The 17,684-nt window shown below is 70.6% G+C and carries 13 protein-coding genes; 4 read left to right on the top strand and 9 right to left on the bottom strand.

Annotated features, from left to right (window positions below; all coding sequences use genetic code 11):
* Positions 1 to 11: 11 nt before the first annotated feature.
* The 6 genes from IPJ17_07285 to IPJ17_07260 form a co-directional block, all read right to left on the bottom strand.
* Complete coding sequence (locus IPJ17_07285; GenBank protein ID QQR75370.1) at positions 12 to 647, bottom strand: hypothetical protein; 636 nt, start codon at positions 645 to 647, stop codon at positions 12 to 14.
* A gap of 70 nt (positions 648 to 717) precedes the next feature.
* Positions 718 to 2,586 (bottom strand): Sec-dependent nitrous-oxide reductase, encoded by a 1,869-nt coding sequence (gene nosZ / locus IPJ17_07280; protein QQR75369.1) that lies wholly within the window; start codon positions 2,584 to 2,586, stop codon positions 718 to 720.
* A 36-nt stretch (positions 2,587 to 2,622) separates the two neighbouring features.
* Positions 2,623 to 3,858 carry a c-type cytochrome gene (locus IPJ17_07275; protein QQR75368.1) on the bottom strand — a complete coding sequence of 412 codons (1,236 nt, stop codon included), beginning with the start codon at positions 3,856 to 3,858 and terminating at the stop codon, positions 2,623 to 2,625.
* Position 3,859: 1 nt separating this feature from the next.
* A complete protein-coding gene (locus IPJ17_07270; protein QQR75367.1) occupies positions 3,860 to 5,203 on the bottom strand; it encodes a cytochrome b N-terminal domain-containing protein in 1,344 nt (447 codons plus the stop codon).
* A gap of 8 nt (positions 5,204 to 5,211) precedes the next feature.
* The gene (locus IPJ17_07265) at positions 5,212 to 5,718 is read right to left on the bottom strand and encodes a ubiquinol-cytochrome c reductase iron-sulfur subunit (GenBank protein ID QQR75366.1); all 507 of its coding nucleotides are present in this window, start codon (positions 5,716 to 5,718) and stop codon (positions 5,212 to 5,214) included.
* A complete protein-coding gene (locus tag IPJ17_07260) occupies positions 5,715 to 7,709 on the bottom strand; it encodes an FAD-dependent oxidoreductase (protein QQR75365.1) in 1,995 nt (664 codons plus the stop codon). Before IPJ17_07260 ends, IPJ17_07265 begins: the two co-directional genes overlap by 4 nt.
* A gap of 110 nt (positions 7,710 to 7,819) precedes the next feature.
* On the opposite strand from IPJ17_07260, the gene IPJ17_07255 reads away from it, so the two are divergent.
* Positions 7,820 to 9,445, top strand: a complete 1,626-nt coding sequence (locus IPJ17_07255; protein ID QQR75364.1) for an alpha/beta hydrolase — start codon at positions 7,820 to 7,822, stop codon at positions 9,443 to 9,445.
* Between the two features lie 146 nt (positions 9,446 to 9,591).
* Complete coding sequence (locus tag IPJ17_07250) at positions 9,592 to 9,915, top strand: hypothetical protein (protein QQR75363.1); 324 nt, start codon at positions 9,592 to 9,594, stop codon at positions 9,913 to 9,915.
* Positions 9,916 to 9,946: 31 nt separating this feature from the next.
* On the opposite strand, the gene IPJ17_07245 is transcribed toward IPJ17_07250, so the two are convergent.
* From IPJ17_07245 to IPJ17_07235, 3 genes are all read right to left on the bottom strand, one after another.
* A complete protein-coding gene (locus tag IPJ17_07245; GenBank protein ID QQR75362.1) occupies positions 9,947 to 11,053 on the bottom strand; it encodes a ketoacyl-ACP synthase III in 1,107 nt (368 codons plus the stop codon).
* Positions 11,054 to 11,129: 76 nt separating this feature from the next.
* Positions 11,130 to 11,657, bottom strand: a complete 528-nt coding sequence (locus IPJ17_07240; GenBank protein QQR75361.1) for a hypothetical protein — start codon at positions 11,655 to 11,657, stop codon at positions 11,130 to 11,132.
* Between the two features lie 199 nt (positions 11,658 to 11,856).
* On the bottom strand, positions 11,857 to 13,164 hold the full coding sequence (locus IPJ17_07235) for a cytochrome C (GenBank protein QQR75360.1): 1,308 nt from the start codon (positions 13,162 to 13,164) through the stop codon (positions 11,857 to 11,859).
* 467 nt (positions 13,165 to 13,631) lie between these two features.
* Here IPJ17_07235 and IPJ17_07230 point away from each other — a divergent pair, with 467 nt between their 5' ends.
* Both IPJ17_07230 and IPJ17_07225 read left to right on the top strand, forming a co-directional pair.
* Positions 13,632 to 16,394: a hypothetical protein gene (locus IPJ17_07230; GenBank protein ID QQR75359.1), complete on the top strand. Its 2,763-nt coding sequence runs from the start codon at positions 13,632 to 13,634 to the stop codon at positions 16,392 to 16,394.
* Between the two features lie 424 nt (positions 16,395 to 16,818).
* Entirely contained in the window at positions 16,819 to 17,622 is an 804-nt protein-coding gene (locus IPJ17_07225) for a LamG domain-containing protein (protein ID QQR75358.1), read from the top strand.
* Positions 17,623 to 17,684 lie beyond the last annotated feature (62 nt).

Here is a 17,684-nt window from a genome sequence, read left to right as displayed (position 1 = left end):
CCTCCGCGCGATCAGAGCGCCTGCCCTTCCCGCCGCGCCTGGCGCCAAGCCAGCGCGAGAGCGAGAACCAGGGCCACGCCGATGGCCATGAGCGCGTAGGAGGCCACGCCGGGGTAGGACCAGACGTCGAAGTTCGCCAGCTTCTTGTAGCCGAACATCGGGGGCATGAAGGGGTCGACCTTCACCGCCGCGGTCGGCGCGAGGTCGTGGCCATAGTGGTACATCTTGTAGCCGAACGACCAGAGCGAGAAGAGCGCGAAGTAGACGTAGAGCACGGTGACGTCGAGCAGGTCCCCGAGGTGGGCGTGCACCGCCGCCCGCAGGAAGAGCAGCGCCAGCGCGCCGATGACGAAGGGCATCCACTTGAACTCGCCGAAGTCCGCGGTGACCAGGTCGCGCATGCCGATGTAGTGGTTGAGGACGTTGATCTCCTTGACGTCCTGCCCGGCGTTGTCGCCGTCGAGCTTGTAGCTGTAGATGTAGAGCCGCAGCCCGTCCGGGTACTGCGGCGCGAACATCGTCAGGCTCCAGAGCGGAAAGAGCGCCACCGTGAGGGTCAGCAGCGCCGCGGTGACCAGCAGGGTGCGCGGCAGACGACGGAGCGGCCGGTCGATCCACCGGGTCTGGGGCGCTACGGGCTCGTCCATCGGAGGGCTCCTTTCGCAACGTCAACGCGGGCGACGGAGCGGGTCCGCCCCGCCGCCCGGCAGGCCCGCTCTAGCGCGGGTTGACCACCATGTAGCCCTGCATCTCCTGATGCAGCGCCGAGCAGAAGTTCGTGCAGTAGTACGGGAAGACTCCCGCCTTGTCGACCTTGAAGGTGACCGTCTTGGTCTCGCCCGGGTCGACCACGATGTTGAGGTTGTAGTCGAGCAGCCCGAGGCCGTGGAGCTCGTCGGTGGTCTGCTCGATGTTGGTGATGGCGATCTTGACCGTGTCGCCTTGGTTGACCGCGAACTCGGTCGGCCAGAGGGTCGAGCGCACCGCCACCATCTTCACCAGCACCTCGTTGCCGTTGCGCGTCACGCCGGCCTGGGCCTTGTCCCAGATGGCCAGCGGATGGTGGTTCTCCTCCTTCGGGTAGACCTCGATCGGCTTGAGCTTGTCGGCCTTGACGATCTGCGCGTAGTGCGGCTCGGGCTCGGTGAAGGCGTCGTAGAGAAGCTTCATCTTCTCCTCCGAGATGTCCACCAGCTGCGAGGCCTCCGGCTGCGACGGGCCCACCGACAGGTGCCGGCCGTGCGAGAGCTTGTTCAGGCCCACCAGGTACTTGCCGTCCGGGCTCACCGTGTCGCCCTCGGCCGCGGCGAGGTGGCCGATCGAGTAGGACATCGGCACCTTGTCGATGACCTCCCAGGTGCCGAGCTTCCATTTTGCGATCGCCGAGTCGACGAAGAGCGAGGTGTAGGCGTAGCCCTGGTCGTCGAACTGGGTGTGCAGCGGCCCGAGGCCGACCGGCACCTCGGCGTCCTTGATCGACTCGTACTTGAGGACCGGGATGCCGTCCTCCTCGCCCGCGAAGTCCTTGTTGCGGATCGCCGTCTGGACCTTCTCGAAGTTGAACACCGTGGTGACGCCCTGGAGCTTGCCCGAGCCGATGACGTACCTGCCGTCGGGCGAGACGTCGACGCCGTGCGGCGACTTGCCGCAGGGCATCAGGTAGACGATCCCCGGCACCTTCGCCGGGTCGATCACCTTGACCCCGCCCAGCATGTCGCCCTGGCCCGCGGCTGCCGCCTTCTCCGCCGCGCGCCAGTCGATCGCCACGATGTAGTCGCGGTCCTTCTGCGTCGAGGTCACCTCGAGCTGGCCGCTGGCGCGCTCGGTGTTGTAGCTGGTCCAGAACATCCAGCCGTCGGAGGCGAGCTTGCCGGCGTCGCCGAGGTCGTAGTCGAACGGCGGCATCAGGATCTGCCAGCCGAGCGACATCTCGCCGCTCTGCGGGTCGATCTTGATCCCGGCGACCACCCCCTTGTACTTGCCGGCGTAGTCGCTCGGCATCGCCGCCGTGCCCTTGGGCAGCGGGATCGAGAAGCGCGAGGCCATCATCGAGTACTCGGTGTTGGGCGTCACGAAGGCGGCGGCGTGGTTGCCCGAGACGTTGGGCACCGGGCCGAAGATCTGCTTGGTCTTGAAGTCGCGCAGGTCGATGCGCGCCACCCGGCCGTTCATGTCGTTGACGAAGAGCCAGCGGCCGTCGTAGTCGCCCTTGGTCTCCGAGAGCGAAGGATGGTGGACGTCGCCCCAGGTGAGGCCACCGAGCATCGCCTTCGACTCGTCGTCGAAGCCGTAGCCGGTCGCCGGGTAGGGCGTGTAGACCGGGATGGTCGACAGGTGCCGCATCGACGGCAGGCCGTAGACGTACACCTGGCCCGAGTGGCCGCCGGAGGCGAACATGTAGTACTCGTCGAGGTCGCCGGGCGGCACGTAGGTCTTCATCGCCGCCTGCGCGATGTCCGACTTGCCCTCCGTGCCGCCAGCCTTGCCGCGCTTCGGCGCCTTGGGCGCGCACGCCCAGGCGGCCAGGGCCACGACCAGCACGGCCACCAGCCCCCCGAGCCACAACTTGCGATCGCTCCTGTTCATCGTTCTCCCCCCTTGGTGCCGAAGGTGCCGCGCGCCTCAGTGGCCCGCGGTGGAATTGGCGTCGTCCACCCCGGCGGCCTTCCGCCGCTGGTGCTCGGCGAACGCCGCGCGCAGCTTCTCGACGGCCGTCGCCTTCTGCTCCGGGGTAAGGATGATCTGGCGCGACAGCACCACCGCCATGGTGCCGGTGGGCTCACGCAGGAAGTCGTCGAGCGTGCGCCCGAAACGCGACTGGACGTCCTCGACCGCGGTCGAGAGGTCGGGACCGATCTGCGCCGGGCTCTTCACGCCGTAGACCGAGATCGAGTGGCAGACGAAGCAGCCGGTCTTGACGAACCAGGCGCCCGGGCCGCTCTCCATCGCCTTCTCGGCCACCGCTTCCTCGGCGGTCCGTGCGTCGCTGCGCGGCGCACCGGCGAGATAGGCCGCGGGCACCTCCGCCCGGCGCCAGGAGAGGATCAGCATCGCGAGGGCCTGGGCGTCGCGGGTCGAGAGGTGGAAGTTCGGCATCACCGTCTCGGTGACCAGGGCGCGCGGGTCCTTGAGGTGCGCGACGTGCCAGGCGAACGAGGTGGTCTGACCCGAGAGGCGGCTGAAGTCGTACTGCTCCGGCGCCTTGTCGCCCACCCAGGTCAGGTCGGGCCCGATCGTGCCGCCGCGCCCGTTGATCACGTGGCAGGCGCGGCAGCCCTTCTCGGCGAGCAGCGCCTTGGCGCGGTTGATCTCCGTCATGCCCGCCGTCTCGCGGTCGTAGCGGTGGCAGACGTTGCAGTTCATCTCGATCAGGCTCCCGGGATCGGCGGCGAGCGAGTACTCCTCGCCGAGCGTCCGGCCGAGCAGCGGCTCCTCCCAGTGCGCGACCTGCCCGTGCGCCGGGTCGGTGTCGATCGCCCAGCCCTGCCCGCCGTGGCAGGAGGTGCAGCCGAACTTCTCCACCGGGTGGGTCCGCAGCGGCTCGACCGGATGGGTCTTCCAGGGGTTCTCCGCCGTCTCGAAGCCCTTCCAGGAGACCGCTTGATGGCAGGTCACGCAGCGGTCGGCGCGGCCGAGGCCGGCGATCCAGTGCTGCTGCACCCCGGCCGGCACGGTCGCCGCCTTCTCGGCGCCGAACTTCTCGCTCACCATCGCGCGAAATTCGTACTGGTAGTAGCGCCAGTCATGCTGGCGGTCGCTCCAGGCGAAGAGCACGGTGCCGGCGACGAGCGCCACGCCCACCAGGGCGAGGATCGGCCGGTCGAGCTTCGGGTAGGGGGAGTTGGTGCGCTTTTCCATCTCAGATCCTCCCCGGAATCTCCGGCCAGGTCTCCCAGGGCCAGAAGAAGTGCCAGTACGGTCCGCGCATGAAGGTGCCCAGGATGGTCAGCAGGACCACCGCCAGGCAGAGGGCGAGGAAGATCCAGTTCTGCGTCCGCCGGCTTTGCGGGAACCACCAGCCGGCGGCGTCGCGCGGACTGCGGTCGAGCCAGGGCCAGAAGGTCATCAGGGCGAGGAGCAGACCGGGCAGGATCACCCCGCCGATGAGCGCGCCGTTGACGGTGAACGACCCGACGTGGAGCGTGGTGTCGGTCACCACCTCCTGCAGCCAGAGGAAGTACCAGGGGGCCTTCGCCGGGTTCGGCGTCACCATCGGGTTGGCCGGCTCCTCGAGCGGCGACGGGATGAGCACCGCGAGGATGCCGACGACGGCGAAGGTCGCCAGCACCACGATCGCCGCCCGCCGCACCAGGTCGGGGACGGAGTTGACGGTGGTCTCGGGCGCCTCGAGCGAGCGCGCCCGGATGGCCGGCGCGGTGCCGCGCGCGACGCCCAGCAGGGTGTAGGTCTTGGTCGGCGCCGCCGGCACCACCGTCGCTTCGGCGAGCAGCCCCTCGCGGTCGCTGCGCGCCAGCCCGCCGTCCTTGCGCACCCGCCACATGTGGTAGAGGAAGAGGATCCCCAGCAGGCCGGGCAGCGCGATGACGTGCAGCACGTAGAAGCGGATCAGCGTCGGCTGCTCGATCGTCCGGCCGCCGAGCAGCAACTCGCGCATCGACTCGCCGACCAGCGGCACCGAGGAGGCGATGTTGGTGCCGACGGTCACCGCCCAGTAGGCGAGCTGGTCCCACGGCAGCAGGTAGCCGGTGAACGAGAGGAAGAGGGTGACGAGCAACATCACCACCCCGATCACCCAGTTCCACTCGCGCCGCTGGCCGCGCCCGACGCCGTTCTTGTAGGCGCCGGTGAGGAAGACGCGGGCGAGGTGGAGGAAGACCACCGCCACCATGAGGTGCGCCGAGAGCCGGTGCACGGCGCGGATCCACGAGCCGAAGGAGACCACGTGCTCGATGTCCTTGACCGAGGCGTAGGCGCGCTCGACCGAGGGGATGTAGAGGAAGAGCAGCGGCATCCCCGAGAGCACGAGCAGCAGCAGCAGGGCCGCCGAGGCGGTGCCGAGCCAGAAGGAGTAGCTCCAGTCGAGCGACGCCTTCGAGACCTTGGCGGGGAACCAGTGCAGCGCGAAGTTCGAGACCACGGCATCGCCGGCCTCGCGGTCGGAGCGCGGGCGCAGGCTCCAGAGCGGCTTGGCGTGGACGTTGGGGGCGCTCGCGGGCGCGGGGCTTCCGGTCGGCTCGCTCATGACGCTCCTCAGGCCGTGGTGAGACGGAAGTCCTGGCCGACCGGATCGGCGAGGTCGACGACCAGCTGGCCGTCGTCGGGGGCGACCGACAGCCGGTACCAGGCGAGCGGCTTCGGCGCCGGCCCGGAGACGTTGGTGCCGTCGCCCTTGTAGGTCGAGCCGTGACACGGACAGAGGAAGCGGTGGGTGAGGCGCATGCTCTGGCCGCCGGTCTCGCTCTCCTCCGGGCGCGACAGCGCCTCGGCGCGCACCGTGCAGCCGAGGTGGGTACAGACCGCCGAGATGGCGTGGAAGGTGTTGCCCTCGCGGAAGACGAAGAGCCGCTGGTCGGGCAGGTACTTCAGTCCGTCGGGGAACTCCTGCGCCGCGCCGAGCTTGACCGTGGTCGGCGCATCGTAGGAGACGTTGGGGACCAGCGAGCGCAGCGAGGCGATCGCCTGCCCGCCCAGGGCGGCGATCCCGGCCCCCGTGCCGACTTTCAGCAGGAACTCGCGGCGGTCCGGCTTGTCGCTCATGCACCCTCCTCGGGGGCGTCGCCGGCGCGGGCGGCGGCCCATCGTTCGGTGATGGTGAAACGCTCCATGGTCATCGCGTCGGTCGGGCAGCGCACCGCGCAGAGCCCGCAGCGGATGCAGCGCTCGTCGTCCTTCAACATCGCCGACAGCGGCAGCCCCCCCCCTGCTGCGCTCGCGGCGAGCGCCGCGCGCTCCGCCGCCGGCAGCTCGATCTCCTCGTAGGGGACGAGCGCCAGGCAGTGCTCGGGGCAGACGTCGACGCAGCGGCCACAGAGCACGCAGGCCTCCGGGTCGTAGATGGTCTGCACGTGGCAGACCAGGCAGCGCGCCGCCTGGCGCTCGGCCGCCACGCGGTCGTAGCCCACCTCGACCTCGGCGATGCCGGTGCGGCGTCCGACGTCGAGGGTCGGCGGCGTCTCGCGGTCGAGCACCTCGAAGCCGGCCGCCATGCGGTAGGTGGCGGTCGGCAGTTTCTCGACGTCGACCGTCACCTCGAGCCTGGCGCGCTCGCCGGCGAGCACGCGGTGGATGGAGCGCGCCGCGCGCTTGCCGTTGGCCACCCCCTCGATCAGGTTGCGCGGGCCGAAGGCCACGTCGCCGCCGGCGAAGATCCGCGGCGCGCTGGTGGCGAGCGTCTCGGGGTCGACCCGGATCGTCCCGCCCGGCGAGAGCTCGACGCCGTCGGCCGGCTGCAGGAACGACAGGTCGGGGCGCTGGCCGATCGCCAGGATGCAGGCGTCGGCCGGCAGGTCGAGCATGTCGGCGTCGTCGTAGGCCGGGGCGAAGCGTCCGTTGGCGTCGAAGACCGAGAGCACCTTGCGCAGGGCCACCGACCGCAGCCGGCCCGCGCCCTCGAAGCGTGCCGGGCCACGGCGGGTGAGGAAGGAGACCCCTTCGCGTTGCGCCTCCTCGAACTCCTCGTGCCCCTGCGTGGTGCGCAGCACCGGCATCTCGTCGAAGGTCTCGAGCGAGACCAGGGTGACCTCGGAAGCACCCGAGCGCAGTGCGGCGCGCGCCGAGTCGAAGGCCTCCTTCATCCGCGCGTCCTCCTCGCGGTCGAGCTCGCCGAGCCCCTGCGGCTCCTCGGTGCGACCGAGGCGCAGGGCGGTGCGCGCCGCGTCGAAGGCGACGAAGCCGCCGCCGATCACCACCACGCGCCGGCCGAGCTCCATCCGGTAGCCGCGGTTGACGTTGAGCAGGAAGTCGACCGCCTTGACCACGCCGTCGAGCTCCACGCCCGGCAGCTGCAGGTCGCGCCCCTTGGAGACCCCGGCGGCGAGGAAGAACGCCTCGTACCCTTCGGCCCGGAGCTCCTGCAGGCCGTAGCCCGGGGTGAGCGGCGTGCGCAGCCGGATCTCGACGCCGAGGCCGGCGATCTTGTCGATCTCGGCCCGGATGACGGTGCGCGGCAGACGGTACTCGGGGATGCCGAAGCGCACCATGCCGCCCGGCTCGTCGGCCGCCTCGAAGACGGTGACCCGGTAGCCGAGCAGCGCGAGGTCGTGCGCCGCCGCCAGCCCGGCGGGCCCGGCGCCGACCACCGCCACCTTCCGCCCGGCGCCGGGCCGGGTCGCGGCGAGCGCCTCGAAGGCGGGGTCGCGCGGCGCTTCGCCGAGCACCGGGAGGAGCGGCAGATGACCCGCGTAGCGGTTCCCCTCCTCGATCGGCGTCGTGAGCAGCCGGTCCTGCGTCCCCGGCTGCATCGACTCGACGCCGAAGCGCTCGCAGACGTAGCGCTTGAGGGCGCGGATCGCCACCGGGGCATCGATGGCGCCGCGGCGGCAGGCGTCCTCGCAGGGGGCCGCACAGACGCGCCCGCAGATCGAGGCGAAAGGGTTGGGCGCACGCGCCACCAGGTAGGCCTCCTCCGGGCGCCCCTCGGCGACGAGCTGGACGTAGCGCCCCGCATCGGTCGCCACCGGGCATCCCGCCTGACACTTGACCTGGGCCTTCCAGTGCTCGAGGTCGGGCAATCGCACCGTCAACGGCATCGCGACTCCTTTTCGCGCCGGGTCCGGGACCCGGCCACTCCGCTCCTTGTGCTCCCTGCGACCACCTGCAGCGACGAGTGGGACCTTACGAGGATGTGCCGTCAACGTACATGACCGAGATCAGGTCGACCCCACCCCGCGGGGTGGGAGAAGGGCCGCGAGCCCGCACCGGAAGGGCAGGCCGGACCTCGGTCGGCGAGCGACCCCTGCTAGCATCTGCCGCCATCGAGCACCCCTCTGCGGCCCGGCGCGGCGTTCCGGCCCCATTCCTCCGATCGGCGCTCCGTCTCGCGGTCCGCGCGCTCGCCCTCGCCGCGACCGTGGCGGTCACCGTGCTCGTCGTGCGGGCGGTCGACGCGCGCGGCATGCCGCCGCTTGAGCCCTGGCACCGGCTGGTGCCACGCGGCGAGGTGACCGCGGCGGGCATCGCGCGGATGGATTCGCTCGCCGACTATCTCGAGCGCGAGTCGGTGCTCTTCCGCGAGGTGGCGACGACGCTCGCCGACGACCCCTCGCCCACCGCGCGGCTCGCCACGAGTCGCTACAACCCGGACGGGCCGCTCCACCCGTCACGCTTCGCGATCGACGGCAATCGCACCCGTGAGGTCGCTCCCCACGCCCCCTGGCAGGGGCCGCCGCGCGCCGGTGCGTTGCTGCTCCACGGCTTGACCGACGCGCCCTACAGCCTGCACGCGGTGGCCGATCGGCTCGCCGCCGGCGGCGTCGTCTCGCTCGCCATCCGCCTGCCGGGCCACGGCACCGTCCCCGCGGCGCTGACCACCGCGCGCTGGGAGGACTGGCTGGCCGCCGCGCGTCTCGGCATGCGTCACGTGCGCGCGACGATCGGCCCCGACAAGCCGCTGCTCGTCGTCGGCTACTCGAACGGCGCAGCGCTCGCCATGCTCCTCGCCCTCGAGTCGCTCGAGCCCGCCGACGCCGGGTCGGCCGATCTGCCGCGCCCCGATGCGGTCCTGCTCCTCTCGCCGATGGTCGCAGTCAGTCCGGCGGCGCGGATCGGCAGGCTCTTCGGCTCGCTCGCCATCGTCCCCGGCCTCGAGCAGTCGGGCTGGTACGAGATTCTCCCCGAGTACCTGCCGTTCAAGTACACGTCGTTCCCGCTGCAGGCGGCGCGTGAGAGCGCCGCGCTCACCGATGCGCTCGCCGCGCGCCTCGCTCGCGCCGAGTCCGACCACCGCCTCGACGCACTGCCGCCGGTTCTCGCCTTCCAGTCGCTCGCCGACTCGACGGTCTCGACCCTCGCCGTGGCCTCACACCTCTTCGCCCATCTGCCGGGCGCGCACCACGAGCTGGTGATCTTCGACCTCAACCGCTCCTCGGACTTTCGCCCCTTCCTCCAACAGCCGGGGCCCGAGCGACTCAAGGAGCTGCGGGTCGCCACGGCGCGAGGGGCGCGGCTGACGGTCGTCACCAACGCCTCGCCGGCGACGACCGCGGTGGTCGAGCAGCGCGACGGCCACGATCGTCCGCTCGGGCTCGCCTGGCCGTCGCAAGTCCACTCGCTCTCCCACGTTGCCCTGCCCTTCCCGCCCGACGACCCGCTCTACGGCCGCGAAGGCCCAGGCCTCCGCCTCGGTGCCCTCGAGCCGCGCGGCGAGAAGGGCGTTCTCGTCGTCCCGGTCGAACAGCTCATGCGACTGACCTGGAACCCGTTCTTCCCCTACCTTGCCGAGCGTCTCGACACCTGGGCGGCGAGCGCACCCCACACGACGCGCTGATCCGGTCGCGTCCCCTCGCTACCGCCCGTCGCGGCAGGCACCGGATCGGACAGTCGCCTCCGGCCGAAACGGGAACCTCGCGACCGCTGCCGGTCTCCAATCGTTCAGCGGGACCTCACGAGGACGGCCCGCAGGAGGCGACGGTGATGACCCCCGACGAAGCGCGAACGTTCCAGCCGGGCCGAGCCCGGGTCCTCTCCGCCGGCGAGCTCGGGGAGCTGCTCGCAGCGGCCGAGACCTGGCGCGAGGAAGACAGCTCGGTCCAGGGGCCGATCCGCCTGCTGCGGCTCGGCGACGTCGTCCTGGCGCAGGAGCACGATCCGCACGGCACGGCCGTGGTGCGTCGCCTCGACGACCGCGCCGCCGCCGAGCGCTTCCTCGCCGCACGCCTCGCCACCTACGACCGCATGTGGGACGGCTGCGGCTGTCGCGTCGACCCGCACCTGCCCTGGCCCGAGCCTGGCGGGTGACGATCGACTCTCGCGTTCAGCGAGCCGAGCCTTACCGCGGCACGCGGTAGACCATCGCGTTGGCGTTCATCCCGGCACCGACGGAGGCGAAGACGACGACGTCGCCGCCTTCGAGCGTGTGGCCGTCGAGCTCGCCGCGCACGAGCAGGTCGAGCAGCGTCGGGATCGTCGCCACCGAGCTGTTGCCGAGCCAGGAGATGATCATCGGCATCACCGCGCGGATCTCCTCGTCGGTGACGTCGCCACGACCGCAGAGCTCGAAGACGCGCCGCACGATCGCCTCGTCCATCTTCTCGTTGGCCTGGTGGATCAGGATCTTGCGCACCTGCCCGAGCTCGACGCCCGCGGCGGCGAGCGCCTTGACCACCACCTCCGGCACCACCTGGCAGGCGTACTTGTAGAGCTTGCGGCCGTTCATCTTGAGGAAGAGGTCGCCGCCCAGCCGCTGGCGGTCGTACGACTCGCCCATCCAGAGCAGGCGGGCGTGCTCGCGCGTGTCCGAACGGGTGACCGAGGCGAGGATGCCGGAGAGGTCGCTGGCACTCTGCGCCGCGCGCGCTTCGAGGATCGTCGCGCCGGCGCCGTCGGAGTAAATCATCCCGTCGCGGTCGTGCGGGTCGGAGATGCGCGAGAGCGTCTCGGTGCCGACCACCATCGCCCGGCGCGCACGACCGGCGACGATCGCGTCGTGCGCCAGCAGGATCCCGTGCAACCAGCCCGGACAGCCGAAGGCGACGTCGAAAGCGACGCACCACGGGTTGGCGATCCCGAGGCCCTGCTTGACCCGCGCGGCGAGGCTGGGCACGAAGTCGGAGCGGCGGTTGTCGTTGCGCACGTCGCCGAAGTTGTGGGCGACGATCAAGAGATCGAGGCTCTCCGGATCGACGCCCGAGCTCTCCAGAGCGGCCCGTGCGGCGAGCAGTCCGAGATCGGAGGCGACCTGGCCGTCCTCGGCCCAGCGCCGCTCGCGGATGCCGGTGATCGCCTCGAGCTGGCCGACGATCTCCTCGTTGCTCTTGGCGAACGGACGGCCGTCCGTGTCGAGAAGCCGGCTGGCGAGGAACTCGGCGTTCGGCACGACGCGCGAGGGGACATGACTGGCATTGCCGACGATCACGGTGCGGGTCGCCGCGGACATGACGGAGCCTCCTTCGTGGCCTTCTCGAAGGACGCATTCTGACGGCCGCGACCGGCGATGGACCGTCAGATCTCTGTCAGATCGCCTGCCGCGGTGCGGCTCCCGAGCTCGCGGAGGCGGGGGGCGGCGCCGGTTCGTCCTGCCAGCAGGTGCATCCGCGTGACGTCTCGAGAAGGCCGTCGACCCAATGCCAGTAACCGCGCCGCAGGACGAGGCAGAGCCGGTGCTCGGGCTCGTTGCCGAGGTCGACACGCAGCGACTCGGTCGGCTTGCCGTCGAGACGGACGGCGATCACCACGCGTCGATCGGCGCGCACATCGTCGAATCGGTGGCGCTCACCGACGGCGAGCGTGACCGGCTCGCCGCCGTCGACCCGGAAGGTGTAGTGGGAGTCCGGACCGGGACCCGGGAGGTCCATCGACGGACCGTGACCCGGATCCGGGTGGAATGCCGCGATGCAGATCGACCCGACCGTGGCCGGCGGAGCCGACGGCGTGCCGGTCGGCGCGCGTTCGGCGATCGCCGTCGCGCCGCAGGTCATTCCGAGCAGCAGCGTCAGGGCTCGGCGGCGGCGGCGTTCGATCGCGGGTCGGCTCGTCGGCATGTCGAGATCCTACCGGAGCGCGCTACGGGATTCGTGCGCGGAGGCTCACCGCGCGGCGACGCGTCGCCGGCGACTCCCTCGCGCCGCCTCGTCACCGCTCGGCGCCCGGAGGATCGTCGCCGGTCGAGAGGCCTGCGCGACCTCTCGTCCCTCCCGAGGCAGAACGAGCCGGGAGCGGCCGGCTCCCGGCTCACCGACGCTACCGGCCGGCCGTCGCCGGCTTGCTCGCCGGCGCCGCCCCATGCTCGCGGCGCAGGCGCGCCGCCTCGTCGCGGATCTCGACGAGGTCGCGCTGCATCTCGCTCCAGCCGTACCAGAGGGCGTAGTCGGGGCTGGCGTGGAAGGTGCCCTGGAAGGCGCGCATCCGGTGCTCGAGGAACATCACCCAGAGCTTCTGCTCGATCGACGTCGGCGTGTCGTGGAAGGTGAGCAGATCGGGGAACGCCGAGGCGTAGTGCGCCGGCTTGGCGAGCACGCCGTCTCGGTAGAGCGCGGCAACCTCCCGCAGCGCCTCGGCCATCAGGTGATCGGCCTGACGGATCATCTCGTCGCCCTGCGCGAGCTGTTGCTGGGCAAAGGCCGGCGCGTGGCACTTGGCGCAGATGCCGAGCATCTCGTCGCGCTCCTTCTGCCAGGCCTCCTGGGTCAGCCGTGCGACATCGGCGGCCTGCACCACCTCGAGGCGGCCGGTCGGCTTGCCGTCGGGGTCGAGCACGCCGAGCCCCTGGAGGATGACGGCACGGTCGGCTGCCCACTGTGGATCCGCCGGCATCGGCAGGCGCACGGCGAGGAAGCCCCAGGCGGTGCGGACCTCGTGGTCGCCGTCGGCCATGTGACAGGTCTGGCAGGTGGGGGCCGCGGCGCTCTCCGGCAGCACGTCGAGCTGCTTGAGCGCGTGGCGCACGCCGTGCTTGGACGACGAGTACATCTCCCACTGCGGGTGATCGAAGCCCATGTGGCAGGTCTGGCAGGCTTGCGGCTGGCGGGCCTCGGCCACCGAGAAGGTGTGCCGGGTGTGGCAGGCGTCGCAGGAGGCGACGCCGTAGCCGCCCGAACTCTTCGACAGCGCGGCGATCTCCGCCTCGCTCTTGACGCCGATCTTGTGGCAGCCGCCGCAGCCCTTCTGGCCGTCGATCATCGCCATCGGCTGCCAGTGCGCCGTCGGCATCGCCTTGACCGAGGCCCAGGCGGCGGCGTGCTTGCCCTTCTTGTACTGGGCGACGCGCTCCTCGTGGCAGGTCGCGCAGGTCTCGGGGGTGGGGATCTTCGCCTCCGCGGCGTCGGCGGCGGAGGTGTGCTCCTCGCCGTGGCAGGCCGAGCAGTCGACGTCGGCGCCGGCGTGCTTCGAGAGCTTCCAGTCGGCGACGACGCCGGGGGTCGTCTCCGCGTGGCAGCCGACACAGGTCGCCGGAGTGGTCGTCGAAGCGGGCGCGGGCTCGGCGGCGAGCACCGGGGCGACCGCGAGCAGGGTCAGCAGGGAGACGAGAGACGTGGGGGTGAGCTTCATCGGGACTCCTTTCGGGATCCCGTTCAGGCTAACTCGGACTTAGCAAGTCCGCGATGACGGCCGTCATGTCCGGCGAAAGACGGCTTCTATGAGTCGGTCGGCCCGGTCAGGGTCTTTTCGGTCCATGGACGCGCGCTGGCCTTTCTTCTCGACGGTGTCCCTTTCGGGGACGAGCTTCTTTCCGCACTCTCGGGAGCCCTTCGTCGGGCTGGTGCATGTTGAGCTGTCCGTCGGCGCTGCGGCGCCTCCGGCACCCTTCTCTGGGGCAGATCGGGCCGGCATGACGACCATCATGCCCCGGACGCCGCGGACCTCGCTAGCATCACGCTCCTTTACCGGATCGACTCGCGGGGCGAAGTGGGCTGCCGGCAGCGCGTTGGGCGGCCGCCGATCGGGCGGACGACCTCCGAAACCCGGTCCCCGAGAGCGCCCCCGGAGCGGCAGACGAACGCACGAGGAGGCAAGCCATGACGATTCCAACTTCGACCCCGCGCCGCTCCCACGCACTCGTTCCGCTCCTGGCGGCCGCTCTCTTGGCGATTCTACCGTCCCGCGCCCTCGCCGCGACGAGCTACGCTCCCCTGGTGGCCGGCGTGTCGCGAACCGGCACTCCCTACCAGGTGAGCTCGCTCGTCGCCCGCACCTCCGACTGGGCGTCGATCGTCAGCGGCGACACCGACGCCTCCCTGTCCTCTTGCGTCGTCGCCGCCCGCACGTCGGGCAGCGGACGGATCGTGGCCGCGCAATGGAACGGCTGGGGGATCAGCCTCGACCAGCTCGACAACCGGAGGCTGACGCAGAATTTCGCGACCTTCCTGTCGGGGGGATCGCCCGGCGTCGTCGGGCTCACCACCGGCCACGGGGAATGGCCGGAGAGCCAGGTCCTCGACGTCTGGCTCGGGCAGGGGTACTCCCTGTCCGACATCGCGAGCCCGGTCACCGCCGCCGGTCTCGCAGGCAAGCGTTTCGTCGTCGTCTCCCATGCCTTCGGTGCGCCCTTCACCGCCGCCGAGATCGCGGCGCTCCGCGCCTACGTCGACGGCGGCGGCGGGCTGCTGCTCACCGGCCTCGGGTGGCCGGTGTCGACGGCCGGCCCCTGGCCTCTCGGCGACCTCGCCGAAGCCTTCGGGATCCTCTTCGCGCGCGACACCGTGACCGACCCCACGGACAACTTCGCCGGCCCGTATACCCCCCAATTCCACCTCTTCCACCCCCAGGCGTCGTTGCTCTACGCCGACCCCGTATCGATCGAGGAGCGCCTGCTCGCCGCGCACGCCGCCCATCCTTCCGACCTGCCGGCCGCATTCCAGGCCGACGCCGCGCTGCGCCGGAGCTACCTCGGGGCTCTCCAGGCCGCGTCGGCGATCGCCAGCCTGAGCCGGCCCGACGACCCCGGCCGCGCCGAGCTCCACGCCTTCTTCTCCGCGCTCCTTCGCGATCGAACTGGCGTCGCGGCGGAGGCGTCCTTGCGCAAGGACCGGCGCCACGATCCGGAGGTGGCGTCGTACTTCGCCTTCGCGCGCGAGCGACTCTTCAATATCTGGCTGCAAGCGGCCCCCGACACCTCCGCCGTCCGATCCGAGATCGCCACCGCGGGCCACTTCCCACCCGCACTGACCGAGCTCCTTCGCGATCACCGCATCCTGGTCATGGACAACGCCGGCCTGGACGCGAGCCAGAAGGCCTACCTCGCCGACCTCCTGCGATCGGTGCCGGGGGAGCTCCACGACCTTCGGAGGATCGCGTTCGTCTCGCTCATCCAGAACCCCGACGACGCATGGCCCGGCCTTCCGCCCGAGCTCGGGTGGTCGGAGTTCTTCTCGGGCAAGGGTGGGGCCGTCAACTCATTCTCGGCGCCGATCGGCGCCGCAGTGGCCAATCCGTTTCCGCCGGAGGTTCCCCCCGGCGAGTCGGACCTTTTCACCGGCGCGCTGGACCACGAGCTGAATCACATCGTGGACGGCCACTGGGTGGCGCGCGATCCGGCGCGCGCGCTCCGGAGGTCCCAGCTCCTCGCCCAAGCGGGCTGTGATTCCCTGAACTACCTGCGACCGCTGCCCGAGTGCTTCTTCCGCGACTACCCCGGCGAGCTGTTCGCCTCCACCGCGAACGCGTGGTTCACCGAGTCTGCGAAGCTCCTCGAAGTCGCGCTGGCCCGATTCGACAGCGGCAGGCGGGAACCGCTGAACCAGTTCCTCTTCTTCGCCGACGTCTACTCGCGCGGCGGTGGCGAGACGCTGTTCTACCGGGTCACCAGCACGGCGGCCCCGGCGCGGATCGACCGGTGGGCGGTCGCGCTCGGCCGCGATGCCGTCGGGCACGTCAACCGCCTGGACTGGCGCGGCACCCGCTACCAGTTCGCGCTCGACGCCAGCGGCAACGTCCTCTCGTACTCTCGCGCCAGCGCGCCGACCGCGACCTGCACGGCGGATCCGACCCACCTCTGCCTGCAGAGCAGCAGGTTCCGCGTCGAGGCCTCCTGGGTCACCCTGAGCGGCGAGAACGGGCTCGGGCAGGCCCACCAGCTGACGGCCGACACGGGCTACTTCTGGTTCTTCGGTCCGGACAACCTCGAGACCCTGATCAAGGTCCTCGACGCCTGCGGCTTCCCGGGCTCGCCCAGGTTCTGGATCTTCTCCGCGGGCCTGACCGATGTCGCCGTGACGATGACCGTCACGGACATGGCGAGCGGCCAGGTCCACGACTACGTCAACCCGATGGGAACGCCGTTCGCTCCGATCCAGGACACCGGAACCTTCGCGACCTGCGGCGCCGGCGAGGCCGGGACCGCGGCGGGAACGACCCTGTCGCAGGGCGCGAGCTCGCCCGCTGACCTTGCGGCTCACTCCACCCCGGCGCGGGTCGGCGACCCGGACGCTCCGTCCGACACGGCCCTCTACCTCAACCAGAACCGGTTCAGGGTCGAGGCGAGGTGGCGGACCGCTCAGCAGCAGTCAGGAGACGGACACGCCGTCAAGCTCACGGCCGACACGGGCTACTTCTGGTTCTTCAACGACGCCAACGTCGAGCTGGTGGTGAAGGTGCTGGATGCGTGCGGTTTCCCGTCCGCACCGCGCTTCTGGGTCTTCGGTGCCGGGCTGACGGACGTCGAGGTGACGCTGACCGTCACCGATACCTCGACGGGGCAGGCGCGGACCTATCGCAACTCCCTGGGCTCGCAGTTCCAGCCGATCCAGGACACGGACGCCTTCGCCACCTGCACGCCCTGAGCGGAGACGGGAGCACCGGATGGCCTCCCGCTCAGCCAGCCGAGCCTGGATGCGGCCACAGCGCCGCGGCAGCCTCGAGGTCAGCGGTCGCTCTCCTGCTGGAACCGCTCGATTGAGCCCGGACATGACGACCGTCATGTCCGGGCTCAGAATGCGCCGCTACGATCCCAGAGTCATTCAAACGAGCGGGAACACCGGGAGACCCTCCTGCGAGAGGGTTTCTGCGCGAAGGACGGTGACCGCTTTGCCGGTCGGCGTCCGGGCTCGAGGAGGAGTCCGCGCAGGCGAAGGCCGTGATTCCCGGTCTCGCACACATGGTCCGAGGCCGCAGCCGAGAAATCCGGAGCGCCCCGAAGTGAGCTCCGAGCCGATCCGTTGGGGGAAAGGCAGTTGTGACCAAGCCGCCAGCCGAAGGGAGAACCTCATGAGAACCAGTCTTCGCCGAATGACGCTCATCCTGTTGACGGCACTGCAGGCAGCGGTGGTGCTTGCCCAGGGCCAGGCGCTCCGCTACGACGGCGTCGCCGACTTCGCGGCCGTTGCCGACGCGCCCGACCTCGACCCGCCGGGCGACTTCACCGTGATGGTCTGGGTCAAGCCCGATCTCCTTCCGACGACCTACTACAACTTCATCCTGGCGAAGAACATGAACTACACGGGGTGGGCGCTGAGCACTGCAACGTACTCTCACCTGCCGGCTTTCGCGACGTTCAACGACGACCAGGACGTCGCCCAGGTGGCCACCTCCGTCTGGCCCATCGAGCCAGGTCGCTGGGTCCATCTCGCGGGTCGCCTGTCGGGCGGTCTCGTCACGGTGTGGATGAACGGCGTCATGACCGGGTCGAACCTCGCGCAACTGCCGACGACCCCGAGCTCGACGGAGCTCTTCGTCGGCTCGAGCCTGTTCGGCGGCGCTACCTATTGGAAGGGGAGCATCGACCAGATCCGGATCTACGATCGGGCGCTCAGCGCGGTGGAGATCCGCGCGGCGATGTGGGACGCAGGGACCCCGATCGACAGCCGGATCGCCGAGTGGTGGCTGGACGAAGGTTCCGGAACGACGAGCACGGACAACAGCGGCAACAGTCACACCCTGTTTCTGGGAACCGCGTCTGGTTACGGAGGCGTCACGAGCCCTGACTGGGTCGCCTCGGATCGGCCCTTCTACAACGACGGCGGGGAATGGGGTGACCTGTCGGGATGGACGGCGGTGTGGCCCGTTCTGTAGCAGCCGGCCCTCCTTCCTACTGATCTTTCCTCCACCCGGCGGCCCGCTGGCCCGGGCGACGG

The sequence above is a fragment of the Holophagales bacterium genome (genome assembly GCA_016699405.1).
GTDB lineage: Bacteria > Acidobacteriota > Thermoanaerobaculia > Multivoradales > JAGPDF01 > JAAYLR01.
The sequence above is the reverse complement of the archived record's forward strand: the minus strand, read 5'-3'. Positions and strand labels throughout refer to the sequence as shown.